The organism is Corynebacterium sp. P4-C1 (genome assembly GCF_030503595.1).
Classification (GTDB): domain Bacteria; phylum Actinomycetota; class Actinomycetes; order Mycobacteriales; family Mycobacteriaceae; genus Corynebacterium.
Genome location: NZ_CP129966.1, coordinates 605,338 through 631,446, shown reverse-complemented (window position 1 = coordinate 631,446; position 26,109 = coordinate 605,338). Strand labels below are relative to the sequence as shown.

Genomic DNA, 26,109 nt, shown 5'->3' with positions numbered 1-26,109 from the left:
ATTGTATTCGTTGTGCCCGGAGTTTCCCCGGACACCTCTAGCACTCGACGGAAAGGCGTTCATCCACCGTGATCCAGACAGGGTATCCGACAGGCGGACCCACACTCGGGGAGGTCGGGGAGCGTGCGGTGATCCAGTCCATCATCGACGCGACTCCGTCCGCCATCAACGGCGATGACGCGGCGGTGTTGCACCGCTCCTCCCCGAACTCCCGGGTGGTGGCAACGACCGACATGCTGGTGGAGGGACGCCACTTCCGGTGGGACCTGACCACACCGCGCCTGGTCGGCCGGAAGGCCATCGTGCAGAATTTCGCCGATGTCGAGGCGATGGGTGCCCGCCCGGTAGCTGCGCTGCTTTCCCTGTCGGCCCCGAAGAATTTGCCCGTCGCGGTCGTCGCCGAATTGGCCCGCGGTATCGGCGAGGAAGTGGAGAAGTACGCGGCGGAGCTGGTCGGCGGCGATGTGACTTCAGGTGACAATTTGGTCATGTCGGTCACCGCGATCGGTTCGCTCGGCGGGAACCGCCGCGAGCTGACGCTGGATGGCGCACGCTCCGGGCAGAAGCTCGTCGCCCACGGCCGCCTCGGCTATTCCGCGGCGGGGTTGGCGTTGCTCGAATCCGGCAAAGATATTCCGGACGATTTCGAGCCCCTCGTGCTCGGCTACCAGGCCCCGGAGATCACGCCCGGTTCCGGGGTCATCGCGCGTTCCGCCGGTGTGACCAGCATGACCGACAATTCTGACGGTTTACTGCACGACCTCAACCACCTCGCCTCCCGCTCCGGGACCAGCATCGACATTCATTCAGCGGCCATCGCCCCCGACGAGTTGTTGGTGCGGGCGGGCGAATTCCTGGACCACGACCCGTGGCAGTGGGTCTGCGAGGGCGGGGAGGACCACACGTTGCTGGGCAGCGTCAACGGTGATGCGCCTGTCGGTTTTCGCACAATCGGTGCCACGACGCGGCCCGGCACCGATGAGGCACCTGCGGTGACGATCGACGGTCAGGCGCCGCAATACGGCGGCGGATGGGAGAGTTTCGCATGAGTTTGCCCGTGCATCCTTCCTGGGAGGCTCCTCTTGCGGAGGTCGAGGGGCAGATCCATGAGCTGGGCGATTTCCTCCGCGCGCAGCCGGCGTACCTGCCGGCCGGAAACGACATTCTCCGCGCTTTCCAGGACCCCTTCGACGATGTCCGTGTGCTCATTGTGGGCCAGGACCCGTACCCCACGCCGGGGCACCCAATGGGCTTGAGCTTTTCGACGCAGCCCGGAGTCGCGCCACCCCGCTCCCTGGTGAATATTTATCAGGAGCTCCAGGACGATTTGGGCATCCCGCCGCGCAAAGACGGCGACTTGTCCTCCTGGGCGGGCCAGGGAATTCTACTGCTCAACCGCGTTCTCACAGTGGCACCGGGCAAGCCGGGCTCGCACCGCGGAGTCGGCTGGGAGAAAGTCACTGAGGCTGCTATTCGTGCGTTGGCGCAGCGCGACGAACCCCTGGTGGCGATTCTGTGGGGCAGGGACGCTCAGACCGCGAAGCGTTTCCTGGGGGACACACCCTGCATTGAGTCCGCGCACCCTTCGCCGCTGTCAGCCCGCCGCGGATTCTTCGGTTCCCGCCCGTTCTCACGCGCCAATGAAGCGCTTCGGGCGCAGGGCGCGGACGGTGTCGACTGGGCACTGTAAAGTAAGGCTCCATGACTAATCCTGCGGTGATCGATGGAGCGCGGCTGCTGTCGTGGGCACGCCGCGCGGCGCAGGAATTGGAGTCCCACCGCGAGGAAATCAATAGCCTCAATGTCTTCCCCGTGCCGGATTCGGACACTGGGTCGAATATGGCCCACACGATGGCCGCCGCAGTGAAGCAAGCGGAGACCCTGGATGACGGTGCCAGCGCCGCAGAGATCGCCTCAGCTTTGTCGGTGGGCAGCATCAAGGGTGCCCGCGGAAACTCCGGAGTCGTCCTATCCCAGGTGCTCCGCGGTGTGGCGCAGGCCGCCGCCGAAGGGGACCTCGACGGCAGGAGCGTTGCCGACGCACTGAATAACGCTGTGGCCTATGTCGGGCGCGCCATCAATGAACCGGTCGAAGGCACGATCGTGACGGTGTTGCGCGAAGCCGCGGCCGCGGGAACGCAGGTACTCGACGAGCGCGCCGGTGACGGGCGTGATGCGTCAGAACCTGTGCTCGCCGCGGTGGCCGTTGCTGCTGTGACCGCGGCGGAGGAGGCGCTGGAGCGGACCCCGTCTCAGTTGGCGGAATTGCGCGAAGCCGGAGTGGTCGATGCCGGTGGGCGCGGTCTGGTCCTGTTGCTCACCGTGCTGCGCGACGAAGTCGTCGGCCGGCAGGGGGCTGCCGGCAGTGAATTTCCCCGACGGGTTACCGCGGAGTGCAGCAGCCCCGAGGCTGACTCCCGCGGCCACGGTGGGTGGCTGGAAGTCATGTTCATGTTCTCGGGTCCAGTCGACGAACTTGAATTGGCGCTCGCGCCAATGGGCGCGAGCCTGGTCATCGCCCGGGCCTCCGACACGGATGCGAAAGTGCACATCCACTCCCGCGACGCGGGAGCCGTCATCGAGCGTGCATTCAGCTTCGGTGCAGTGAGTGAATTGCGGTTGGAGATTCTCCCGGATGACGAGCACGAGCAACAGCCAGCCGCACCCGCACGCCTGGTCATCGCAGTCAGCCCGTCGGGAGCTGTGGCGGATCTCTACCGCCGGGCAGGTGTGCTGCCCATCGCCCCGGGTGAGGAGTTGGCCGAACAAATCGGGGAGCGGATCGCTGCAGCGGGGGCGGACGAGCTGATCTTTCTGCCCAACGGCCACGTCGGCCCGCAACAGCTGCAGGAGATCTCGCAGGTACTCCGCGAATCAGGCGTCGCCGTTGCCGTTTTGTCCACCGAGCGTCTGGTGGGCGGAATCGCCGCCCTGGCTGTGCACGATCCGCGGCTGCCGCTCGAAGATGCCGCCGCCCAGATGGACGAGGCTGCCTCCGACATGCGCGCCGCAGATATCGTCAAGGCAGAAGACCGGACTCTCGTGCTCGCGCCCGACGGCGTGCTGCTGGCGGACGAGGAGTCGGTGCACGGTGCCGTCGATAAGGCGTGCCGTTCCATGCTGGCCGGCGGCGGGGAACTGGTGACCCTGCTGATAGACAGTGACGTTGCCGCGGGGCTGGACGCGGATGCGCTGGAAGAAGCACTGGGCATCGAGCTCCTCATCTATCCGGCCGACGGACTCGGTGCGCTCGGCCAAATCGGGGTGGAATAAGAGTGCTGGGCCTGAACTACACCACGCCGCTCAACCTGATCATTCCCACGCGTCCAGCCCGCGCCATCGCCAAAGCCTTCGGCATCGAGACAGCTGAGGGGCTGCTGGAGAACTACCCGCGCAAATACCTCCGCTACGGCAACGGCAGCGCACTGGAAGGCGCACTTCCGGACGACCGGATCACGTTCATTGGCACGGTCGTGTCCACGCGCAAGATCACGGGGAAGCGGCCGATCTTCAAAGTGGAAGTCACCGACGGTCACGACACGATCGACGCGACATTCTTCAGCGCGCGGTACGCGCCGAAGGTGCTCCACGGCGGGGTGCGCGCGATGTTTACGGGCAAGCTGAGCTACTTCAACGGCAAGCCCCAGCTGCAGCACCCGGATTTCCTCATTCTCGACCCGCCGAAATTCAAGGACGGCGACGGGTCCAAGCCGGCGCCGAAGGGCGGGGCCACAGGGTCGATGAAGCAGCTGTCGGTGTTCGGCGACCCGGATGAGATTCTCGCCGGACGCGAATGGCTGCCCGTGTACAGGGCGACGAAGAACCTGTCCACGTGGACGGTCATGGGCGCCGTCAACGCTGTGCTGAACACGCTGCCGCCGGTGGAGGAACCGCTCGGGTTCACACCAGAGGGGTTCCTGACGCTGGATGAGGCGATCCGGCAGGTGCACAACCCCGGCCCGGCGGGCCCCGATCCGGCACGGGAACGCCTGAAATACAACGAGGCCCTGCGGGTCGCGCTCATTATGGCACTGCGGCGCGCCGATTCCAGCCACCGCACAGCGCCAGCGCTGCCGCGGGTGGACAGCGGCTTCCAGGACCAGTTGCTAGGTAACCTGCCCTTCGCGTTCACTGCGGGGCAGGAACAGGTGTTGCGCGAAATATCAGGGGACCTCGAGAGCACCACGCCGATGAGCCGCCTCCTGCAGGGAGAGGTCGGGTCCGGAAAGACGATCGTGGCGCTGGCGGCGATGCTCCAAGCCGTGGACAACGGGCTGCAGTGCGCGCTGCTCGCACCGACGGAAGTGCTGACGCTGCAGCACGAGAAATCCCTGCGCAAGATCCTTATGCGCACCGGAGTTCATGCCCGGGTGGTCGCGTTGACCGGGTCGATGTCCACGGTGCAGCGGCAGGAGGCGTTGCTCGCGATCATGTCGGGCGAGGCGGACATCGTCGTGGGAACGCACGCGATCATCCAGGACAACGTGGACTTCTTCAAGCTCGGCTTCGTGGTGGTCGACGAGCAGCACCGCTTCGGGGTCGAGCAGCGCGACCGGCTGCGTGACAAGGCGGGGGAGACCACCCCGCACCTGCTCGTGATGACGGCGACACCGATCCCGCGCACCATCGCGATCACCGTCTTCGGCGACTTGTCTGTGTCGACGCTCCGTGAACTGCCCGGCGGCCGCAAACCAATCCAGTCGTCGATCGTCCCCGAGTTCAAGGACACCTGGATCCAGCGGGCGTGGGAGAAGATCAAGGAGGAGGTCCATGCGGGCCACCAGGCGTACATCGTCTGTCCGCGTATCGACGGGCCCGGCGGAGTCCTCGAGATCGCCCATCTGCTCGAGCGGACCCACTTCAAGGGCATGTCGGTCGGTGTCTTGCACGGGCGCATGAAAGGGGAGGAGAAGGATGCGGTGATGTCCGCCTTCGCCGCCGGCGAGATCGACGTGCTTGTCTCAACCACTGTGATCGAGGTCGGCGTGGACGTCCCTAACGCAACGGTGATGATGGTCCGCGAGTCGGAGCATTTCGGTGTGTCCCAGCTCCACCAGCTGCGCGGCCGCGTTGGACGCGGCGGACACGAGTCGCTGTGCCTCTTCCACACTTTCGCCGGTCCGGACACGCCGCAGTTTGAGCGCGTCGCCCAGATTGCCGCGGTTTCGGACGGTTTCCAGCTTGCGGAGCTCGATCTGCAGAACCGCCAGGAGGGCGACGTACTGGGCACCCATCAGTCAGGCAACGAGCGTCAGTTGAAGCTTCTGAACTTGGTGGAGGACTACGAGATCATCCACCGCGCCTACGACGATGCCGCCGCTGTCGTGGCCGCCGATCCGGAGCTCGCGCGGTCGGTGACCGACATGGAGATTCTCGAGGAATTCGAGTACCTGGAAAAGAGCTAGGCCGTCCAGGCGTTAAGGTTGTGGCCATGAACCGCATCATTTCGGGCGAGGCCCGCGGACGCACGATCAAGGTTCCCCCGGAGGGCACCAGACCCACATCGGACCGCGCCAGGGAAGGTCTGTTTTCCTCGCTGCAGGTCCGCTTCGGTTTTGCGGGACAAAATGTGCTCGACCTCTTCGCGGGCTCCGGTGCGCTCGGACTCGAGGCTGCCTCCCGGGGTGCGGAAGAAGTGGTGATGGTGGAGTCGAACCCGCATGCGGTGGAGATCATCCGCCACAACATGAAGGTGGTCGGCCACCCCCGCGTCACTGTGGAACAGGCCAAGGTCTCCGACTACGTTCCCCGAGCGCCGCGCGAATATTTCACGATGGTGCTCGCGGACCCGCCGTACGATCTCCCGGACGAGGACGTGGCGGAAATGCTGCATGCCCTCGTGCCGTTGCTTGCCGACGAAGCCGCTGTTGTCGTCGAGCGCCACCGCGAAAGTCCCGAGACCGCCTGGCCGGAGGGGTTCACCCCGACGGGGCAGAAGCTGAAGAAACGGCTGTACGGTATAGCACGTATGGATATGGCGGTGTTCACCCGCAGTGGCCCAGGAACCACCGGTCCCAGTGCCGGGCGCGCCAACTAGCAAACCACGAACCAGACGGATTAGAACGAGAAAGAGCAACGATGACGAAAGCGGTCTGCCCCGGATCCTTCGACCCGGTAACGAACGGCCACCTGGACATCTTCACACGCGCGGCGCTCAGTTTCGACGAGGTGGTCGTACTCGTCACCGCGAACCCGAACAAGCAGACCGGGCTCTTCACCATCGAGGAGCGCATGAGCTTCATCCGTGAAGTGACCAGTGACTTCCCTAATATCACTGTGGACACGTGGGGCGGCCTGCTGGTGGATTACACCACCGCGCACAAGGTGGGCGCACTGGTCAAGGGCCTGCGCTCTTCGCTCGACTACGACTACGAGCTCCCCATGGCGCAGATGAACCGACACCTTTCCGGTGTGGACACGTTCTTTCTCATGACGGATGAGAAATACGGATATATCTCTTCCTCCCTGTGCAAAGAGGTGGCCAAGTACGGCGGCGATGTCAGCGGTCTCGTGCCGGACTGCGTTGTCAGCGCGATGAACGCCAAATACCGGGGATGAGCACAGGGCTGACCGTCCTCGTCGTCTTTTTCGCTGTTGGCGTCGGCGCCTGCTTCCAGCGCATCGCGGGAATGGGCGTCGGCTTGCTCGCTGGGCCGGTGCTCTCGCTGATTCTCGGCCCCGTCGAGGGGATCCTCGTGGTGAATGTTCTGGCCGCGACGAACGCGCTGATCACCAGCATCGGCATGCGCGCGGACATCGACTGGCGCAAATTCGGCATTCTCGCTCCGACGCTGGTGTTCGGCGCGGTCCCGGGCGCGTTGCTGATCCGTGCCGTGGAGCCGAACGTGGTGCTCGTCCTCGTCGGAGTCCTGCTGCTTTTGGCGCTCGCCCTGGTCACCTTCGGCCGGCGGTTCGTGCCGGAGCCGCACGGGACATTACCAGCGGTAGTCGCTGGGGTGGCCGGCGGCTTCATGAACACGCTCGCCGGTATCGCTGGCCCCGCGATCACTGTGTACGCTCAGGCGGCGCGCTGGGACCAGCGTGTCTACGCGGCGACTTTGCAGCCGATCTTCTTCGTCAGCGGCATCCTCTCGTTCGCCATCAAGGAATTCGCCGGGGCAGCAGATCTCGGCGGTGTGAACGGCTGGATCTGGGGCGCTGGAGCGCTCGGCATGGTGCTGGGGATCTACACCGGGGTGAAACTGTCGCCGAAGATCTCCCGCACTAGCGCGCATCGCATCGCGTTGCTTCTCGCCGCTTTAGGGGGCGCCACCGCGCTGGTGCGTGGGGCAACCGGCCTTTTGGCCTAGAAGATCGAGGAGAGGAATTCCTTCGTGCGCTCATGCTGAGGGTTATCCAGCACCTGCTCGGGCGAACCCTTTTCCACAATGGTGCCCTCAGACATGAACGCTACGGTGTCGGCGACTTCGTGAGCGAACGCCATCTCATGGGTGACCACGATCATGGTCATGCCGCTGGCAGCCAGATCCTTCATCACGCGGAGTACCTCGCCGACGAGCTCGGGGTCGAGGGCGGAGGTCGGTTCGTCGAAAAGCATGAGCTTCGGGTCCATGGCCACCGCGCGCGCAATGGCGACGCGCTGCTGCTGGCCGCCCGAAAGCTGCACCGGGTACGCCTCGGCCTTGTGGGCGAGACCGACCTGCTCGAGCAGCTCCATGGCCTTCTTTTTCGCTGCATCGGGCTTGACGCCCTTGACGTGCACAGGGGCCTCGATGATGTTCTCGAGCACGGTGCGGTGGCCGAAGAGGTTGAAGGACTGGAAGACCATGCCGATATCGCGTCGCTGCAGCGCGGCGTCCTTCGCGGAGATCTCGTGCAGAACTCCGTCTTTCTCGCGGTAACCGATCAGATCACCGTCGACGTAGAGCCGCCCGGCAGTGACCTTCTCCAAGTGGTTCACACAGCGCAGGAAGGTGGACTTGCCGGAGCCGGACGGGCCGATCAGGCAGGTGACTTCACCGGGCTGGACCTCGAGGTCGATTCCTTTGAGCACGTCGAGAGAGCCGAAGGACTTCCACACGTCCACGGCGTTGACCATCGGGGTGGAGGAGCTAGTTGGGGTAGCCATGGTTAACGGTTCCTTTCCACGATGGTGACGTTGTTGGGAGCTTTGCCTTCAGCGTCGGTGAGCGCAGCGAGCTGACGGGCGGTGAGCTCGCGGGTGACACCGCGGTCGAAATAGCGCTCGAGGTAGTACTGGCCGACCATGAGAATCGACGTGATCACCAGGTACCACGTGGCTGCGACGAGCAGCATCGGCACTGGTTCGAACAGAGCGGCGGCGATGTCCTGGGAACGGCCGTAGAGCTCCAGGGAGTAGGGGACCGCCACCACGAGCGAGGAGGTCTTGAGTAGGGAGATGAACTCGTTGCCAGTGGGCGGGATGATGATGCGCATCGCCTGCGGCAACACAGTGCGGCGCATGGTCATACCCCAGCTCATGCCGAGCGCCTTCGACGCCTCGATCTGCCCCTCCGGCACAGAGTTGACGCCGGAACGGACGATCTCGGCCATGTAGCCGGCCTCATTCAGCCCGAGCCCGATGACGGCGAGTGCGAAAGCGGAAGAGGTGAAGGCATCCAGGGAGATCTGGGTGAAGCCTAGATTGATGGACTGGTAGATGGCACCGATCAGACCCCAGAAGACGAGCTGGACATAGATCGGAGTGCCGCGGAAAACCCACAGGTAGAGCCACGAGATAGACTTGAACACGGGGTTCGGCGACATGCGCATCACAGCGAGAAGGACGCCGAGCGCCACACCAATGATCATCGACAGCACGGTGATGGCGAGGGTATGCAGGCCCGCGATCATGATCCGGGTGTCGAAGAGGTATGCCCAGTAGGTGCCCCAGCCGTAGGCTTCACGGCGCGCCGCGTCGACGACGAACATCGCGAAGAGCACGAGCAGGATCGCCGCGGTGATCCAACGGCCTGGGTGGCGCAGCGGCTTCGCCTCAATGCGTTCGGGTTTACGCCCGGAACCCCGCTTCGTTGTGGTGGTGCTCATTGTCACTGGCCTCCTACAGGCTGTTCGTTGATCTGGGCCTGCTCGAGCAAGCCTGATTCCACGCCCCATTGGGACAGAATGCGTTCATATTCGCCGGTATCGATGAGGTGCTGCATCGCCGCGGCCATCGCTGGCCCGAGCTCCGAGCCTTTGGGCACGGCGAAGCCGTACGGTGCCGCGTCGAACATCTCGCCGATCAGCTCCAAGTCCCCGTCGGAGCGGTTGACCGCCCAGGCGGTGACAGGCGAGTCGGCGCTCAACGCGTCGGCGCGCCCGACGAGCGCGGCGAGTGCCGCGTTGTCGGAGGTGTCGTAGGCGAGGATTGTCATCGGGTTGCCCTCCTCCTCGCACTTTTCCGCCTTCGGCCTCAGATCGTCCGTTTCAGAAACGGTCGTGCGCTGCACGGAAACGGTGAGCCCGCAGGGATTCTCCGGGTCGACACCGCTCCCGGGCTGGGACGCCCACTGGATGCCTGCGTAGAGGAAGTTGACGAAGTCGAAGTTCTCCCGGCGCTCCTCGGAATCGGTGAACCCGGACATGCCTGCATCGAGCGTGCCCGCCTGCACCGCGGGCAGGATCATGGCGAAGTCCTGCTCCTGTGGGTCGTAGTCCAAGCCCATCACGCTGGCGACGACGCGGCCGAGATCCATTTCCATTCCAATGAGGTTGCCCTTGGAGTCCTTGAACTCGAATGGGGCGAACGGGGGATTGGCGCCGACTGAGAGTTTTCCAGATGCTCGAATATCTTCCGGAACCATCGCGGCGATCTCGGGCACGGCGGCCGGAGTGATCTCCTCCCAGCCTTCCGGGTTTCCGCCCTCAGTATTGGTGACGCAGCCAGCGAGCATAGCCACAGGAATGAGGCTGGCGCACGCGGCGGCTGTCCTGACACGGGTGAACATAGCCGAAAGCATACTATGCTCCCGCATGAAAAATAAAAAGGCCACGCACGGATGCGTGGCCGAAAAGACTGGATGGGAAACTAACGCGGCATATTCGCCATGACGATCTGGATGGCCTGTCCGATGATGGTGACACCAGCGGCGATGATGAGGTAGTTGATGATGGCCTGGGTGACTCCCTGGGAGCTCTGTTCGAGATCGCCGGAGAACATCAGCTTGTACGGCTTGAACATCATCTTCATGAAGCCAGAGAAGGACTCTTCCTCCATAGAGGAAGCCTTGTCGGGGTCGAAGGCATTCTCGATGCCGCGGTTGATAGCATCGCTGGTCTCGTTCGCATTGGTGGCGGTGGAGCCCGCGGGGGCGGTGGCGGCCGTGGCCGTGGCGGGGGAGACAGCCGGCACGGCGGCGAAGGCCAGAGAGAGGGCGAGGGCGGAGGAAGCAATCTTTTTACGCATGGCGGTGAGTGTACCTCTAGTTGAGGCGTTGAGGAATTCGTGAATTGGCTGCCTGGAATGTGTAACACTGCACGTAGACAGGCCGATAGGGGCCTTATTGTCCGGCCAGTGGCGGCGGGTGCAACGGCTTACTATAATCACGATTCATCCAGATATTTCCCCGGGTGCGCACAGAGTTTGGGCTCTCCCGCTGAACCAAGGAGACGTGCTCGCATGCTGTGGAAGAAGATCGCCGCAACCGTCGCAGCCGCCGTCGGTCTCGCCGCCGCGGGTGCCGCACCGGTGGAAGCGCAGGACCTGCGTTCGCTGATCGAGTCGCCGAACGTGAACAAGTGCGCCGATGAATTTCTGATCACCGTGCCCGGCGGCGGGAACACGGTTTCGTTCCTGCCGGAGAAATTCCCTGTGGGCCCGAAGGTCACCGAGGTGGCCACCGGAGTATTCAAGGCGACCCGAGGCACAGTGCAGCCGGTGTGGATCGCCTACAACGCCACACCGTTCACGCTGTTGAGCTATAACGATTCCTCGAACCGCGGCTACTGGGAGGCCTCTGGCACGATGCGCCGCCTGGCGCGAATGTGTCCGAAGGCCACCTTCAGCATCACCGGCTACTCCGAGGGCGCCGATATCGGTTCGAAGCTGCTGAACAATATCGGCCACGGCCGCGGCCCAGTGTCCGCGAACCGCGTGAATTCCGCCCTGCTCATCTCCAACCCACACCTGGGCGACAACGGCGGCGCATTCACCGCCGGTGCCACGCGCATGAACCGCGGCGCGCTGGAGCCCCTCGAAGGCGGCTATGGCGAGCTCGGTTCGCGGGTTCTGGACATGTGCCGCTTGGACGACCCGATCTGCGCGCTTCCGCCGGAATGGCACAACCACGTCGACCCGTTCCTCCGCATGGCCACCCTCCGCGGCCAGGTCCCGGTCACCGAGTTCGCGGCAATCGTGGCCCGGCGCTCGCCGACGACGCTGCCGTTGGTTCTGAGCGTGTACAACCACGGGCAGTACGGTGGCCCGATGATTGCCGAGGGCATCCAGTGGATTGTGTCCCGCCAGGCACCGATCCGCAACGACCGGCCAGCAGGAGAGCGGGCGCAGGAAATCCCGCCGGCACCGGTGCCAGTGCCTGGACCGGTGCGCTAGTCCTCCGCTAGTCGGCGTCGGCCTCCGGCAGGGGGCGCGAGGAAGTGTCTCCGCGGAGCCGTTTGATCACGTTCTCGGCGGAGATCAGGCACATCGGCACACCGACACCGGGCAGCGTCGTTGCGCCCGCGTAGAGGAGGTTGTCCACCTTCCGCGAGGCGTTGCGTCCGCGGAGAAACGCCGATTGCTTCAATGCGTGCGCGGGTCCGATCGCGCCGCCCGACCATGAGTTGTACCGCTCGGCGAAATCCGCTGGACCGAGGGTGCGGCGGACGAGAATGCGGGACTCCAAGTCCGGGATGCCGCACCAGTGGGCGATCTGCTTGACCGCCGCATCCGCGATCGCGTCCACGCGCGGGTCAGCGTCACCGCGGTAGGCGTTGCCGTGCCCCATATCCGGCGCGGCCGGGGTGGGAACAAGGACGAAGAGGTTCTCGCACCCGGCGGGGGCTGTGGAGGGGTCCGTCGCCGACGGCTTCGACACATAGATCGAATGCGACGCATCCAGGGGCCGCGCTGGTTGCGGCCCGTCGAAGACAGCGGCGAAATCAGCCGACCAGTCGTTGCTGAACAGCAGGTTGTGGTGCCGCAGCTGCGGCAGGTGCCCGTTGACGCCGAGCATCACCAGCACGCAGCTCAGCCCCGGATTGCGCGCGGCGAAATACCGCTCGTTGTACGTGCGCTTCTCCTCCGGCAGGAGACGGGTCTCGGTGAATTTCAGGTCGGCGGTGGACACCACGAGGTCGGCGGAGAGTTCCTCGATACCCGCTCTGTCCGCACGCCGCACAGCAACACCCGTGGCACGCCGCCCTCTGGTCCTGATCGCGGTGGCTTCGGTACCCAGTTGAATCGCCGCACCCTGCTCGCGCGCGAGAGATTCCAGGGCGCGCATCACCGCCGCGAATCCGCCTTGCGGGTACTTCACGCCCTGCACCAAATCTGTGTAGCTGAGCAGGTGGTACAGCGACGGTGTGCGTGCTGGATGCGAGGAGAGGAACACAGCCGGGTACGACAGGATCTGCCGCAAGCGGACATCAGAGAACCGCTTATCGACGAACCTTTCAAGCCCCACCCCCAACAGCTTGACCAAGGTGCTGTAGTTGGCCCGCACCTCCGGGGCGATGAATCCCGCCGGGGTCGAGAACGTGGTGTAGAGGAAGTACTTCAATGCCAGCTCGTAGGTCTCCCGGGCGCTGCCGAGGTACTCAGCCAATTTCGCGCCAGCACCGGGCTCCAGGGATTCAAAGAGCTCGATGGCGCGGGCGGGGTCGGAGGGGATGTCGATAAGCCGCTCGCTTTCCGGGAACAGCCGGTAGGCGGGCGAGAGATCGGCGAGCTCGAAGAAATCCGCGGTGCTCTTGCCGAAGAGCGCGAAGAAATGGTCGAATGCGTCCGGCATGAGGTACCAGGACGGGCCGGTGTCGAAGCGGAAACCGTCGACGGTGAGCTCGCCGGAGCGTCCGCCGATCTCGTCGATGCGGTCGATGACGGTAACCCCGTACCCTTCGCGGCCGAGTAGCGCTGCGGTCGCCAGACCGGACGCACCTGCACCGATGACGATCGCTGTGCGCTTAATGTCTGCGCTCATCACTCCTTACCTCCTGTTGCTTGGGCCGCCGCCCGGATGGTCAGCACCGCTTTGCGGTGGGCGGGCACGCTCAGCCGCTGAAGAGGCAGTCGGGCGGCCGGGGTCTGCTCGATCATGTCGGTCAGTTCCGTGAACAGATTGGTGGCGGCGAGCACCGCGGCGCGCACACGGATAGGCAGCAGCCCGACTGTGTCTCTCGCCGCCGCGAGATCGCCGCGGATCTCCGTGACGAGCGTGTCTTTCGCCTCCTCGTCCAGCTCGCCGGTGAGCTCCAGATGGGAGAAATAGGACCGTCCCAAATCTTCCGTGTCCTCGCCGAGATCGCGCAGGAAATTCACCTTCTGGAATGCTGCGCCGAGCCGCTGTGCCCCAACTTCGAGCTCGGCGCGCCGCGCGGACGGCACCTCGCTGTCCGCCAGGAAGACGTCGAGGCACAGCAACCCGATGACCTCGGCGGAACCGTAGACGTAGTCGTCGAGCTCGGCGCGCGAATATCCGGCGTGGCCGAGGTCGCGCCGCATGGAGGCGAAGAATGCCGTGATGTGCTCTGCGCTGAACCCGCAGTGCCGTGCCGTGTGCGCGTAGGCATGCAGGACCGGATCAGTGTGGAAAGGCTGCCCGGGGGCGGCGAGGACCTGGCGCTCGTAGTCGTCGAGAAGCTGCCCGATATCCTGCGCGCCGGCAGCGCGGGCGGTGCCGTCGACGATCTCGTCTGCGATGCGCACCACGGCGTACAGGTTGCGGATATCGCGGCGTTCCTGCGCGGGAAGCAGCCGGCTAGCCAGGTTGAAGCTGGTGGAGTATTCGCCGATGACAGCGCGGGCGGCGGTATAGCTCATTGCGTCGTACCGCCGCAGCCAGTTGCTCATCCGCTGTGCCACGGTACTCACCCTAATCTGCCGTGGGCTGGGGCCAAGTCCCGGGGTCGGGCTCAGCTACGGATGTCGTCGTAGGCGGCTAGCGCTGATTTCCGTGATTCTTTTACATCCACCATCGGCTCCGGGTACAGCGGCGTGTGCCTCTCCGGCACCCACTGTGAGACGTAGACCCCGTGCGGGTCGAATTTTTCCTCCTGTGTCAGCGGGTTGAACACACGGAAATAGGGCGCAGCATCGTCCCCGCAGCCGGCGACCCACTGCCAGTTGAACGGGTTGGACGCATAATCCGCATCCACCAGGGTGTCCCAGAACCACTCTTCGCCGTGGCGCCAATGAATGCCGAGATTCTTTGTCAGCCAGCTGCCTGCCACCATCCGCACGCGGTTGTGCATGGTTCCGGTCGCCCACAATTCACGCATTCCGGCATCGACCAGAGGCACCCCCGTCATGCCCTCCTGCCATTGGGCGAGCTGAGCGAGATGCTGCCGCGCGTCCGCGTCGGGCTCCATGTCCGGATGGGCGAAAGCGCGTATCGACGACCCCGGATCCGCATTCCCGCTCCACCCCCATGGGAACGCGTCGAACTGCCCGCGCACATTTGTTGTCGCCAGATCGGAGTGGTGGTAGAGCCTGTGCCAGGCGAAGTCACGCCACAACAGCTGGCGGAGAAAAGCCCATGCATCCGCGGATGCCGCCGGATGGATCTCCGCGAAGCACGCCGTTTCCGACCACACGTACCCGGGGCTGATCTCCCCGAAACGCAGGTGCGGCGACAGCCCGGATGTCGCATCAGCCGAAGGAATGTCGTGGCCGAGCTTGTAGCCGCCACCGGCGGCGAGTCCGTCGAGGAAACTCTGGAAGCGCTGCTGCGCAGCTTCCTCACCGGGGGAGTTGTGCTCGGCCAGTGTCGTCGCCCATCCAGGCTCGTCGGTCTCAGGGCCGTCGATCAGAGCCGGATGCGCAAAATCAGCGGTGGCTCCCATGAGATCGGGAACGCCGAGGGGGCGAGGTGGATCGTCGGCAAGCATCTGCTGCGCCGAGGTGGCGAAGGGTGTGAATACCCGGTACGGCGTTCCGCTTCCCGTCTGGACGAGCCACGGCTCAGTGAGAAGATAACCGGGATGGGAGTGCGCGCTGAAGCCGTTCTGGGTGAGCGAAGCTTTGATGTCAGAGTCCACGGCCCGCAGGGGCGCGTGGTACCGCCGGTTCCAGTGGACACCAGCGAGACCGCGGCGGCAGTCGATCTCCCGCGCCAGTTCCGGAACGATTCTGCGCGGGTCGCCGTGCGCGAAGAGCAGGGGCACCCCGTGCAGTGCGAGTGCCTCCCTCAAGTGCCTGAGACTTCTTTGCTGCCACCACCTAGCGGCGGCTCCAAGGCGGCGCGCGCCAGTGTCCGTCTCGTCGATGAACAGCCCGATCACCGCTCGTCGTCCGCTCTGCGCGGCATGGACAAGCGCCGCGTTGTCCGTCAGGCGGAGATCGTTCCTAAACCACACCAGACAGACAGGTGCGGTGGCGGACGACCGGGATTCAGCGTTGTCGTGCATGAAGCCAGACTAGGCGGGACAGGTCAGGCTTGGGCTCCGCGCATCCGGACCGGACCGGCAAAAAATATGGGCGAAAACCGAAAGTTGAAAAAGCCCTTGGTATATCTTCAAAGAATCAAATTCATCCGCCGAGGGGTATGCCGGTCTAAATGCATATTCGTCGAAGCTCGCCGAGAAGACGTGGTGGAAAAATACCACTATGCGTATTAAATCAGCTTCCTAAGGTGCGGTGAATCCGATGGATAGGGAGGCCCCCGCAATGGACGACATCATCACTAGCCTCAACGGCGCGATCTGGTCCAACTGGCTCGTGTATCTCTGCCTGGGAGCCGGGGTGTACTTCACTCTCGCGACTGTGTTCCTGCAGGTGCGTTGCTTCCCGGACATGATCCGGCAGCTGAAGGCCGGTGAGGATTCCGACGCCGGTATCTCGTCGCTGCAGTCGTTGATGATCTCGCTCGCCGGCCGAGTAGGCGTGGGAAATATCGCGGGTGTTGCCACGGCGATCGCTTTCGGCGGGCCAGGCGCGGTCTTCTGGATGTGGATCGTGGCGTTCCTCGGCTCCGCGACCTCGTACATCGAGTGCTGCCTGGCCCAGATTTACAAGGAGAAGGACCAGGACACGGGTGAATACCGTGGCGGTCCGGCCTACTACATAGAGAAGGCCTACCGCCACACGGCGGCTCGCCCCTTCGCGCTTGTCTACGCGATCGTCTTCGCTGTGCTGATGATCCTGGCCACCTCTTACTTCCTGCCGGGGGTCCAGGCCAACGGCGTCGCGACAGCGGTGGAGAATGCGTGGACGGTTCCCACATGGGTCACCGCGATCGGCATGGTGGTGCTGCTGGGCATCATTGTCATTGGCGGTGTCAAGCGCATCGCTTGGTTCGCCACCATGGTGGTGCCGTTCATGGCAGGTATCTACATCCTCGTCGCCATCATCATCCTCTTCGTCAACGCTTCGCAGATCCCCGAGGTCTTCGGCATGATCTTCCGCTCGGCCTTCGACAAGGAAGCGGCGTTCTCCGGTCTGCTCGGCTTCGCCATCCTGTGGGGCGTCAAGCGCGGCATCTACTCGAACGAGGCAGGGCAGGGCACCGGCCCGCAGTCCGCCGCGGCAGCGGAGGTCTCGCACCCGGCGAAGCAAGGCTTCGTGCAGGCGTTCGCGGTGTACGTCGACACACTGCTCGTGTGCTCCGCGACGGCCTTCATCATCATCTCCACCGACATGTTCCGTGTGTACGAAGGCGGCAGTGATGAAGGCGGCGTCGTGTACGCCGGCGCGATCGGTGATTCCGTCGAGGTCGGCCCCGGCTTCGTCCAATCCGCACTGGATCTCTACACCCCGGGCCTCGGCGGCAGCTTCATCGCGCTGGCTGTGCTGTTCTTCGCTTTCACCACGATCGTCGCCTACTACTACATGGCGGAGGTCAACTTCACCTACCTCAACCGCTGGATCAAGAGCGAGAAGATGCGCACGGTGGTCATCTGGTTCCTCCGCGTGCTCATCCTGGTTTCTGTGTGGGTCGGTGCGACCACAACGCCGGGCAACGCATGGGCGCTCGGAGACATCGGTGTCGGCACCACCGCATGGCTGAATATCCTGGCCATCCTGGTTCTCCAGGTTCCTGCGCTGAAGTGCCTGTGGGATTACCGCCGCCAGAAGAAGGCCGGCCGCGAGCCGCAGTTCGACCCAGAGGCGCTGGGCATCAAGAACGCGGACTTTTGGGTGGAGCGCAAGGTGGCCATGGTCGCCGATGGCACATGGCACGAAGCGTCGCTTGTCGACGGCACCCCGGCTCCCGAAGCACCCCGCACCTAGAGGATGCGGGTCAGGGTGCTCCGGCCCGCGAAGAGGATGACCAAGGAGACCACCAGCGTCGCCGCTCCGGCCCAGTAGGGGACACCGGCACCGTAAGCGGTGGCCAACGGGCCAGAGACTGCCGGTGCGATGGCGCCGCCGAGAAAGCGTAGCCCCGAATAGGTCGACGATGCGACGTTGCGGGGCAGATCGGTTGCCTCCATGACCGCTTCGGTGAGGACCGTGTTGAAGATGCCGATGAAAATGCCCGCCACGATCACCAGCACGATCAGCAGCGTGAGATTATCCACGCCGAAGCCGAGGCCGACGAGCAGGACGGCGAAGCCGACCAGAATCGTGCAGATCACCGGCATGAGACCGAAGCTCTGCGTGAGCCGCGGCGCCACGAATACTGAGGACAAGGCCAAGGCTAAGCCCCAGCCGAAGAAGACGTAGCCGAGCTCAGTGGCACCGAATGCGCTTCCCGATGCCTCCGCCGCCTCATCGATCGGGTACGGGGAATAGGCGAGCAGGGTGAAAAAGCCGTAGTTGTAGAAAAACGCAACAGCGCCCAGGGTGAGCAGCGCAGGTTCGCGCAGCGCCTTGAATCCGGCGACAAAAGACACCGGTTCCGGTTTTCTCGCCGGCTTGCGCAACAGAGCCGCGATAGCGAGGAAGCCGACGGCCATTAACGCCGCGGTGCCGTAGAACGGGCCGCGCCAGCTGATCTCGCCGAGGACTCCGCCCACCAGGGGACCGACTGCCATGCCGATGCCCATCGCCGCCTCGTACAGAATGACGGCCTGGCTCGGTCCGCCCGACGCGGCACCGACAATCGCCGCGAGGGCAGTTGAAATGAACAGCGCGTTGCCCAAACCCCAGCCGGCGCGGAAGCCGATGATCGCGTCCACGGATCCCGCGGTGCCCGACAGGAACGCGAACACGACGATCAGTGCCAACCCGGCCAACAGCGTCTTTTTCACGCCGATGCGCGAGGAGATGAAAGAGCTGAAAAACATGGCCAACGCGGTGATCAACAGGTAGCTGGTGAACAGCAGCATCGTCTGGGTCGGCGAGGCGTCGAGCTCACGGCTGATCGCCGGGAGGATCGGGTCGACCAGGCCGATGCCCATGAACGACACCGCACAGGCGAAGGCGATCGCCCAGACGGCGACGGGTTGTTTGAAAATATTCTCTGGTGTCGTCTTACTCATTCACGTCCTTCTTTTCGGTTGTCTGTGGCGGTTCGTCGTTGTGTGTTCCGCGGAGCCGCGCAGTCAGGACAGGGAGGATCTCAGCCGCCTTGATCAGCGTTTCCACATCGTCGGGGGAGAGGTCCCTGAACTCGGGCACAAGTGCACGGACTGAGCCCTCGCGGTACGCCCTGACTTCGGCGCGCCCGGCGTTGGTGATGGTCAGGTCGAAAGCGCGGGCGTCGTCAGGTGAAGGTTCCCGGGCGACGAGACCTTCGGCGACGAGCTTCTTGATGGCCTGGCTCATTGACGGCTGCGTGATACCTTCCCTGCGTGCTAGTTCACCGATGCGCAGACCCGGTTCCCGCTGGAGGGTGGCCAACACGCGCAGCGAGACATACGACAACTCGCTGCCGGTTGCCTGGAAAGTCGCGCGGGCGAAGTGGCCTCCCGCGGCGACTAGGTCGACGGCGAGGCGGGAGAGCGTCTCATCGGAAAACATAGACACACTATATAGGCAGGCTATGTAGATTGCTGGTTTCGGGGCCGGGGGCGCGGCCGTTAAGACTCCGTTAAGACGCCTTAGAAACGGATCAGGCCGCGGTCACAGGCGCCTGGGCGGTGGTTATTTAATGGGCATGACTCAAGATCTCATTGGAGCCATCCTCAGCGCGGGTGTCCTCGCTTACCTCGTGTACGCCCTAATCAACCCCGAGAAGTTCTGAGGACGCCATGCCACTTTTCATTCAGACAATCTGTGCACTGCTGCTAGTCATCGGACTGCTCGCAGTGCTCCATGTTCCCGTGGGCACGTACATCCACAAAGTCTTCACCGACAACAAGCACAACGCGGTGGAGAAAGTCATCTACAAACTCATCGGAGTCAACCCGGACAATGAAATGCGCTGGACGTCCTACGCCATCGCGTCCGTCGCTTTCGGTGTTTTCTCCGTGCTCCTTCTCTGGGTGATCATCATGGCCCAGGGGATGCTGCCGTGGGGCTTCGGTAGGTCGCAGGACTGGCACACAGCCCTGAACACAGCTGTCTCCTTCACCACCAACACCAACTGGCAGAGCTATTCCGGTGAGACCGGTGCGGGCTATGTCGTCGGGATGGCCGGATTGACGGTCCAGAACTTCGTCTCCGCCGCAACCGGCATTGCTGTCGCTGTGGCGCTGTTCCGCGGACTCGCTCGCAGCGGGTCCGGCACAGTCGGAAACTTTTGGGTGGATCTGGTCCGTGCTTCGCTCAGGGTACTGTTGCCCATCTCGGTCGTCGGCGCATTTCTGCTCATGGTTGGCGGTGTCGTGCAGAACCTGGCGGATCCGGTGAACGCGACCACTATCACTGGACAGGCGCAGACGATCCTCACTGGGCCGGTCGCCTCTGAGGAGGCCATCAAAATGCTGGGCACGAACGGAGGCGGCATCTTCAACGCGAACTCCGCCCACCCGTTTGAGAACCCGAATGCTTGGACCAATCTGCTCGAGATCATTCTCGTTCTTCTGATCCCGTTCTCGCTTCCCGTGACGTACGGCCTGTTCGTCAAGGACCGCCGCCAAGGCGGTGCGCTCACCGCCGCGATGCTCGTCCTGTGGAGTGTCTCCGCGGCACTGCTCGTGTGGGCGGAAAGCGCTCACCCGGCGACTGCCTTGGAGGGAAAAGAAAGCCGCTTCGGCGTGCTGTGGTCGGCGATCTTCGCCACGACGACCACCGGGACATCCACCGGTGCGGTGAATTCCATGCACGACTCCTACAGTCCCCTCGGCGGCGGCTTGGTCATGTTCAACATGATGCTCGGCGAAGTCTCCCCGGGCGGGGTCGGCACCGGCATGTACAACATGCTCACCTTCGTGGTGCTTTCCGTGTTCATTGCCGGCCTCATGATCGGCCGCACTCCGGAAGTGCTGGGCAAGACCATCGGACGCCGGGAGATCACGCTGGCTGCGTTAGCGGCCATCGTGATGCCTGCGCTGGTCCTCATTCTCACCGGTGCGGCAGTGCTACTCCCGGGCGTGCGTGAGTCCATGAACAACACCGGTGCGCACGGTCTGAGCGAGGTGCTCTACGCCTACACATCGGGCGCGAACAACAACGGTTCCGCCTTCGCGGGCCTGAGCGCCGGTACCCCGTACCTCAACCTCACCATTGCTCTGGCCATGTTCATCGGCCGATTCGCGCCGATCGTGCTCATGGTCGCACTCGCTGGGGCATTGGCTGCCCAGCGCGGCTGTCAGGACACAGCTGGCGCCATGCCCACCCACAACGTCACCTTCACCATCCTTCTGCTCTGCGTGATTCTCATCGTCGCGGGGCTGACCTTCCTGCCGTCGCTCGCGCTCGGCCCAATCGCGGAGGCACTCTCATGACAACAGCGACTACCGCAGTCGAACAGACACCTGCTACTGAACCGGGGCGCGTGAAGCGGTCGCTCGGAAGCCAGCTCGGAGACAACTTCGTCGACGCGCTGAAAAAGCTCAACCCAGCCAACCTGGTGCGCCAGCCCGTCATTTTCGTGGTGTGGCTCGGTGCAGTTCTCACTACTGTTCTGGCGGTGCTGGAGCCGTCTCTGTTCTCCATCAGCGTCACAGGGTGGTTGTGGGCGACTATTCTCTTCGCCAACCTCGCCGAGGCAGTCGCTGAGGGGCGCGGCAAGGCGCAAGCTTCCGCACTTCGTCAGACGCGCACCGACGCCAAGGCGCGCCTGCTCAACGACGACGGCACCGAAACCGAGGTAGCTGGCTCCGACCTGACAATCGGGGACCTCGTCGTTGTCGAAGCTGGCCAGCAGATCCCGGGTGACGGCGACGTCGTGGAGGGCGTGGCCACCGTCGACGAATCCGCCATCACCGGCGAGTCAGCCCCCGTCATCCGTGAATCCGGCGGCGACCGTAGCGCCGTTACCGGCGGTACGACGGTGCTATCCGACCGCATCGTCGTAAAGATCACGTCCAAACCTGGTGAGACCTTCATCGACCGCATGATTTCGCTCGTCGAGGGTGCGGAGCGCAAGAAGACCCCGAACGAGATCGCTTTGAATATCTTGCTGATTACCCTCAGCATCCTGTTCGTGCTCGCGGTCGCGGCCATCCAGCCGATGGCGATCTACTCGGGCCACAAGCTTTCTCTGATCGCCCTCGTTGCGCTGCTGGTGTGCCTGATTCCGACGACGATCGGCGCGCTGCTCAGCGCTATCGGCATCGCCGGCATGGACCGCCTGGTGCAGCACAATGTGCTCGCCATGTCGGGGCGCGCCGTCGAAGCCGCCGGCGATGTGTCGACGCTGTTGCTCGACAAGACCGGCACCATCACTTACGGCAACCGCCGCGCTTCCGACCTTGTCCCTGTCGAGGGGGCGGAAAACAGCGAGATGGTTGAGGCGGCATGGTTGAGCTCGCTTGCCGACGAAACCCCCGAAGGCCGTTCGATCATTGAGTTCATCGCCGCCGGCGACGCCACTGGGGCCGGCGTCGATGGTGCGTCCTACGCCGACACCGATGCGGTTTCCTTGACCCGCGAAGGAGCGGAATTCGTTCCCTTCTCCGCCAACACGCGTATGTCCGGCGTTGATTTCCCCGACGGCACCCAGGTGCGCAAGGGCGCGAATTCCGCAGTGCAGGCGTGGGTCACCGCAGAAGGCGGCCGCGTCGCGGCCGACGTGGACGACATCGTCGAACGGATCTCGGCTTCGGGCGGAACCCCGCTGGTCGTCGCAAAGCAATCTGGCGGGCAGACTCCCCGCGTGCTCGGTGTGCTGCACCTCAAAGATGTGGTCAAGCCCGGTTTGACTGAGCGCTTCGCACAGCTGCGCGAGATGGGCATCAAGACAGTCATGATCACCGGCGATAACGCCGTCACTGCGGAGGCCATCGCGAAGGAAGCCGGCGTCGACGACTTCCTCGCGGAAGCGACCCCCGAAGACAAGATGCGCCTGATCAAGAAGGAGCAGGCGGGTGGCCACCTCGTCGCCATGACAGGTGACGGCACCAACGACGCACCGGCGCTCGCGCAGGCTGATGTGGGTGTCGCGATGAACACCGGCACATCCGCCGCGAAGGAAGCTGGCAACATGGTCGATCTCGATTCAGACCCGACGAAGCTGATCGACATCGTCGCCATCGGAAAGCAGCTGCTGATCACCCGCGGCGCGCTGACCACATTCTCCATCGCGAATGATCTGGCGAAGTACTTCGCGATCATCCCCGCGATGTTCGTGAGCATCTTCCCGGGCCTGGACGCCCTCAACATCATGCGCCTGCACTCTTCAGAGTCCGCGATGCTCAGCGCCGTGATTTTCAACGCGCTGGTCATTGTGGCGCTGATCCCGCTTTCCTTGAAGGGCGTGAAATACCGCGCGATGTCCGCTGGAGCGCTACTCAACCGCAATCTGTTGATCTACGGCCTCGGCGGCATCATCGCTCCGTTCATCGGCATCAAGGCCATCGACCTCATCATTCAACTTCTTCCGGGGATGTGACAAACATGAATACCTTCCGTCAATCAGGCGCCGCCATCCGCGCCCTCATCGTGCTCACCGTCATACTCGGTGTCGCCTACCCACTGTTCATGGTCGCCGTGGGGCTCGTCATGCCGGCGAAGGCCAACGGCTCGCTGCAGAAGAATGGCGACGAAATCGTCGGCTCAAAGCTCATCGCTCAGCCCGCAGGCGGTCCGGAGTTCTTCCAGCCGCGCCCGTCCGCGGGGGACTGGGACGGCGAATCCTCCGGAGGCAGCAATCTTTCCCCGGTCTCCGATGACCTGAAGGAGCAGATGGAGCAGCGCAAACAGGAACTCGAAGCTGCCAACCCGGGGGCCGGCCCGATTCCGGCGGAGGCCTTGACCGCTTCATCCAGCGGTCTAGATCCCCACATTTCCCCGGAGTACGCACGGTGGCAAGCACCCCGCGTGGCGGAGGCCCGCGGCATGAGCCAGACCGACGTGGAAAAGCTCATCGAAACTCACACGAAGAAGGCCCTCCTCGGATTCTTCGGTCAGGATACGGTGAACGTCAACGAATTGAACTACTCGCTGGCCTACGAAAGCTGACACCATGACTAGAGGTCGACTCCGCGTCTTTCTCGGCGGCGCGCCCGGCGTGGGCAAGACAGTCGCCATGCTGACTGAGGGCCACCGTCTGGCGGAGGCGGGGGAGGACGTGGTGGTGGGCCTCGTCGAAACGCACGGCCGCTCCTTCACCTTGAAGCAGGTGGAAGGCCTCGAGGTCGTGCCGCGCACCGAGGTGTCCTACAAAGGAACCCGCATCCCCGAGATGGATGTGGACGCCATTCTCGCCCGTAATCCCGATGTGGTTCTCGTAGATGAGATGGCGCACTCCAACCCACCGGGGATGCGCAACAAGAAGCGGTGGCAGGACATCGACGAGCTTCTCGACGCGGGGATCGACGTCATCTCCACCGTCAACGTCCAGCACCTCGAATCCCTCAACGACGTTGTGGAAACCATCACCGGGGTGGTGCAGAACGAGACCATCCCCGACGCCGCACTCCGCGCCGCCGACCAAATCGACCTGGTGGACCTTTCGCCGGAGGCGCTGCGGCAGCGCATGGCCCAGGGCGACATCTACAAACCGGAGAAAGTCGATGCCGCCCTTGCGAACTATTTCCGTGAAGGAAACTTGTCTGCGTTGCGCGAGCTCGCCCTCCTCTGGCTCGCTGACCGCGTGGACGAAGCTTTGGCGCGCTACCGCGAGGACAACAGCATCGACACTTCGTGGCCGACCCGCGAACGCGTCGTGGTCGCGCTGTCCGGCGGCCAGGGCGGCGAAATTCTGCTGCGCCGCGGTGCACGGATTGCTAAACGCGGGGTGGGCGGGGAACTGCTCGCGGTTTTCGCCACCCGCTCCGACGGCCTGTCGGGTGCGACGCTTCCCGACATTGCGCGGCTGCGCCACCTCACGGAGGAACTCGGCGGAACGTTCCACACTGTGACCGGGGAGAACCCCGCGCAGACCGTCCTCGATTTCGCCCGCGGATGCAACGCGACCCAGATCATCATCGGAACGAGCAGGCGGCCGGCCTGGCAGCGGCTGTTTTCCCGCGGCTTCAGCGAGGCCATCATCGAGTCCTCACGGGAGATCGACACGCACGTCGTCGCGCTTGCCGACGGCGGCTCCAGCGTCCGCCGCGCACCCGTCCAGGCGTTGCCGGGAGAGCGGATTAAGCAAGGCTTTTTGCTCGCGTTCGTGCTGCCGGCCCTGGTGACGGGCGTGTTTCTCGCCTTCCGTGTCCACCCGAACCTCGCGCTGGTGTCCCCAGTGTTCCTGCTCATCGCCGTGATCGTGGCTCTGGTGGGCGGCATGTGGCCCTCGGTCATCGCCGCTGTGCTGGGGTCACTGTTCGCCGACTGGTTCTTCACCCCGCCGTACGGCACTTTCACCATCCAGCACTTCTCCAACACGGTTGCGTTGCTCGTGTCTGTAAGCGTGGCCATTGTCGTGGCCTCATTGGTGAACCGTTATGCCCTGCGGCTCCACGAGGCCCGCGTCGCGCAAACGGAAGCGACTGCGATGGCTGACATGACGAACGTGCTGCTCGGCTCAACAGACCAAATGAGCATTCTGCTGGACCAGATCGTGGAAATGTGCGGCCTGACCGGTGCGGCCGTGGTGGAGAAACGCTCCCAGCGCGGTGATTTTGTCACCCTGGAATCCACGTCCGGTTTCGACCCGGGGATCATCGGGGAGAGCGAGCGCGATGCGATCGACGACACCCACGAGCTCATCCTGCAGCCGGCGGACATCTCTGCGGAGAACCGCAGGCTGATCAGTGCCTGCGCCGTTTACGCCCGAGCACTGCTCCAGAAGGACGACTTGGAGAAGTCCGCTTCCACAGCGCTGGAGCTCGCCCAGGACAACAAAGCGCGCACCGCGCTGCTGTCGGCGGTCTCCCATGACCTGCGCACGCCGCTGGCGGGCATCATGGCCTCCATCGAGAGTCTGCGCAGCACCGCCGTGACGTTCACGGAGGAAGAGCGGGACGAACTCATGGAGTCCATCGAGTTCAGCGCGAATAAGCTGGACAAGCTGATCACGAATTTGCTCGGAATGTCGCGGCTCCAAGTCGGGGCCCTGGTGGCCAAACCGGATGTCTACGATCTCCGCGAGCTCATCCCCGAATACATTTCCCAGGTCAGCGAACCGGAACGGGTCGACTACCAGCCGGCCGGCGAAGCAGTGCTGGCGAATGTCGATGCGGGGCTGCTGGAGCGGGTGGTGACCAATCTGCTCGAGAATTCCTTGCGCTACCAACGCCGCGGGGCAGTGCGCGTGGCCACAAACAGCTCCGCTGACGGTGTGTCCATCACGATCGTCGACACTGGCCCAGGGGTGAAACGCAAGGATAGGGAGGCGATCTTCCAGCCCTTCCAGAGGAAGGACGATTCGTCGACAAGCGATGGCGTGGGCCTCGGCCTCGCTGTCGCGCGCGGACTCGCTGAAGCAATGGGCGGTATCGTGACTCCGTCCGAGACACCGGGAGGCGGCCTCACCATGACAGTGACAGTTCCCGCCGCGCCCACCGCCACGCAGGCCAGCAAAGGAAAGTGAC

Annotated in this window: 23 protein-coding genes; 14 read left to right on the top strand and 9 right to left on the bottom strand. The window is 64.0% G+C overall.

Going from position 1 to position 26,109, the window contains the following annotated elements; all coding sequences use genetic code 11:
- Window positions 1-68 precede the first annotated feature (68 nt).
- The 7 genes from QYR03_RS02960 to QYR03_RS02930 are packed head-to-tail and all read left to right on the top strand — an operon-like array spanning window position 69 to window position 7,310.
- Window positions 69-1,049, top strand: coding sequence for a thiamine-phosphate kinase (locus QYR03_RS02960; RefSeq protein WP_301712776.1), 981 nt, complete (start codon window positions 69-71; stop codon window positions 1,047-1,049).
- Complete coding sequence (locus QYR03_RS02955; protein WP_301712775.1) at window positions 1,046-1,690, top strand: uracil-DNA glycosylase; 645 nt, start codon at window positions 1,046-1,048, stop codon at window positions 1,688-1,690. Before QYR03_RS02960 ends, QYR03_RS02955 begins: the two co-directional genes overlap by 4 nt.
- Window positions 1,691-1,701: 11 nt before the next feature.
- Window positions 1,702-3,273, top strand: coding sequence for a DAK2 domain-containing protein (locus QYR03_RS02950; RefSeq protein WP_301712774.1), 1,572 nt, complete (start codon window positions 1,702-1,704; stop codon window positions 3,271-3,273).
- Window positions 3,274-3,275: 2 nt separating this feature from the next.
- Window positions 3,276-5,405, top strand: coding sequence for an ATP-dependent DNA helicase RecG (locus tag QYR03_RS02945; RefSeq protein WP_301712773.1), 2,130 nt, complete (start codon window positions 3,276-3,278; stop codon window positions 5,403-5,405).
- A 26-nt stretch (window positions 5,406-5,431) separates the two neighbouring features.
- A complete protein-coding gene (locus QYR03_RS02940) occupies window positions 5,432-6,037 on the top strand; it encodes an RsmD family RNA methyltransferase (protein WP_259851049.1) in 606 nt (201 codons plus the stop codon).
- Between the two features lie 41 nt (window positions 6,038-6,078).
- The gene (gene coaD / locus QYR03_RS02935; RefSeq protein WP_259851050.1) at window positions 6,079-6,558 is read left to right on the top strand and encodes a pantetheine-phosphate adenylyltransferase; all 480 of its coding nucleotides are present in this window, start codon (window positions 6,079-6,081) and stop codon (window positions 6,556-6,558) included.
- Window positions 6,555-7,310 carry a sulfite exporter TauE/SafE family protein gene (locus QYR03_RS02930; RefSeq protein WP_301712772.1) on the top strand — a complete coding sequence of 252 codons (756 nt, stop codon included), beginning with the start codon at window positions 6,555-6,557 and terminating at the stop codon, window positions 7,308-7,310. Before coaD ends, QYR03_RS02930 begins: the two co-directional genes overlap by 4 nt.
- Here QYR03_RS02930 and QYR03_RS02925 read toward each other — a convergent pair.
- The 4 genes from QYR03_RS02925 to QYR03_RS02910 all read right to left on the bottom strand — a co-directional run bounded on the left by QYR03_RS02925 (window position 7,307) and on the right by QYR03_RS02910 (window position 10,390).
- Window positions 7,307-8,089: an amino acid ABC transporter ATP-binding protein gene (locus QYR03_RS02925; protein WP_301712771.1), complete on the bottom strand. Its 783-nt coding sequence runs from the start codon at window positions 8,087-8,089 to the stop codon at window positions 7,307-7,309. The two genes, QYR03_RS02930 and QYR03_RS02925, sit on opposite strands and share 4 nt — an antisense overlap.
- Window positions 8,090-8,091: 2 nt before the next feature.
- Window positions 8,092-9,030, bottom strand: coding sequence for an amino acid ABC transporter permease (locus QYR03_RS02920; protein WP_301712770.1), 939 nt, complete (start codon window positions 9,028-9,030; stop codon window positions 8,092-8,094).
- Window positions 9,031-9,032: 2 nt separating this feature from the next.
- The gene (locus QYR03_RS02915) at window positions 9,033-9,932 is read right to left on the bottom strand and encodes an ABC transporter substrate-binding protein (protein ID WP_301712769.1); all 900 of its coding nucleotides are present in this window, start codon (window positions 9,930-9,932) and stop codon (window positions 9,033-9,035) included.
- A gap of 80 nt (window positions 9,933-10,012) precedes the next feature.
- A complete protein-coding gene (locus tag QYR03_RS02910; RefSeq protein WP_301712768.1) occupies window positions 10,013-10,390 on the bottom strand; it encodes a hypothetical protein in 378 nt (125 codons plus the stop codon).
- Window positions 10,391-10,603: 213 nt separating this feature from the next.
- On the opposite strand from QYR03_RS02910, the gene QYR03_RS02905 reads away from it, so the two are divergent.
- Complete coding sequence (locus QYR03_RS02905; RefSeq protein ID WP_301712767.1) at window positions 10,604-11,536, top strand: cutinase family protein; 933 nt, start codon at window positions 10,604-10,606, stop codon at window positions 11,534-11,536.
- Between the two features lie 7 nt (window positions 11,537-11,543).
- Here QYR03_RS02905 and crtI read toward each other — a convergent pair whose 3' ends face one another.
- The 3 genes from crtI to QYR03_RS02890 are packed head-to-tail and all read right to left on the bottom strand — an operon-like array spanning window position 11,544 to window position 15,549.
- Window positions 11,544-13,124 carry a phytoene desaturase family protein gene (gene crtI, locus QYR03_RS02900; protein WP_301712766.1) on the bottom strand — a complete coding sequence of 527 codons (1,581 nt, stop codon included), beginning with the start codon at window positions 13,122-13,124 and terminating at the stop codon, window positions 11,544-11,546.
- Window positions 13,124-14,005: a phytoene/squalene synthase family protein gene (locus tag QYR03_RS02895; protein WP_367620397.1), complete on the bottom strand. Its 882-nt coding sequence runs from the start codon at window positions 14,003-14,005 to the stop codon at window positions 13,124-13,126. Before QYR03_RS02895 ends, crtI begins: the two co-directional genes overlap by 1 nt.
- 50 nt (window positions 14,006-14,055) lie before the next feature.
- The gene (locus tag QYR03_RS02890) at window positions 14,056-15,549 is read right to left on the bottom strand and encodes a deoxyribodipyrimidine photo-lyase (RefSeq protein WP_301712765.1); all 1,494 of its coding nucleotides are present in this window, start codon (window positions 15,547-15,549) and stop codon (window positions 14,056-14,058) included.
- Between the two features lie 259 nt (window positions 15,550-15,808).
- Between QYR03_RS02890 and QYR03_RS02885 the strand changes: the two genes are divergently transcribed.
- Window positions 15,809-17,371 (top strand): sodium:alanine symporter family protein, encoded by a 1,563-nt coding sequence (locus QYR03_RS02885; protein ID WP_301712764.1) that lies wholly within the window; start codon window positions 15,809-15,811, stop codon window positions 17,369-17,371.
- Here the strand turns inward: QYR03_RS02885 and QYR03_RS02880 are convergent.
- Together QYR03_RS02880 and QYR03_RS02875 are read right to left on the bottom strand one after the other, a co-directional pair.
- Window positions 17,368-18,564, bottom strand: coding sequence for an MFS transporter (locus tag QYR03_RS02880; protein ID WP_301712763.1), 1,197 nt, complete (start codon window positions 18,562-18,564; stop codon window positions 17,368-17,370). The genes QYR03_RS02885 and QYR03_RS02880 overlap by 4 nt on opposite strands.
- Window positions 18,557-19,045 carry a MarR family winged helix-turn-helix transcriptional regulator gene (locus QYR03_RS02875; protein ID WP_301712762.1) on the bottom strand — a complete coding sequence of 163 codons (489 nt, stop codon included), beginning with the start codon at window positions 19,043-19,045 and terminating at the stop codon, window positions 18,557-18,559. The genes QYR03_RS02880 and QYR03_RS02875 overlap by 8 nt, the downstream gene beginning before the upstream one ends.
- Window positions 19,046-19,175: 130 nt before the next feature.
- Between QYR03_RS02875 and kdpF the strand changes: the two genes are divergently transcribed.
- Genes kdpF through QYR03_RS02855 form a run of 5 tightly spaced genes read left to right on the top strand, consistent with a single transcriptional unit; the run spans window position 19,176 to window position 26,108 of the window.
- The gene (kdpF, locus tag QYR03_RS11025; RefSeq protein ID WP_367620396.1) at window positions 19,176-19,268 is read left to right on the top strand and encodes a K(+)-transporting ATPase subunit F; all 93 of its coding nucleotides are present in this window, start codon (window positions 19,176-19,178) and stop codon (window positions 19,266-19,268) included.
- A 7-nt stretch (window positions 19,269-19,275) separates the two neighbouring features.
- Window positions 19,276-20,913: a potassium-transporting ATPase subunit KdpA gene (kdpA, locus tag QYR03_RS02870; protein ID WP_301712761.1), complete on the top strand. Its 1,638-nt coding sequence runs from the start codon at window positions 19,276-19,278 to the stop codon at window positions 20,911-20,913.
- Window positions 20,910-23,021, top strand: a complete 2,112-nt coding sequence (gene kdpB, locus QYR03_RS02865) for a potassium-transporting ATPase subunit KdpB (protein WP_301712760.1) — start codon at window positions 20,910-20,912, stop codon at window positions 23,019-23,021. Before kdpA ends, kdpB begins: the two co-directional genes overlap by 4 nt.
- Before the next feature lie 5 nt (window positions 23,022-23,026).
- The gene (gene kdpC / locus QYR03_RS02860; RefSeq protein ID WP_259851068.1) at window positions 23,027-23,590 is read left to right on the top strand and encodes a potassium-transporting ATPase subunit KdpC; all 564 of its coding nucleotides are present in this window, start codon (window positions 23,027-23,029) and stop codon (window positions 23,588-23,590) included.
- A gap of 4 nt (window positions 23,591-23,594) precedes the next feature.
- The gene (locus QYR03_RS02855; RefSeq protein WP_259851070.1) at window positions 23,595-26,108 is read left to right on the top strand and encodes an ATP-binding protein; all 2,514 of its coding nucleotides are present in this window, start codon (window positions 23,595-23,597) and stop codon (window positions 26,106-26,108) included.
- The last annotated feature ends 1 nt before the right edge of the window (window position 26,109 follow it).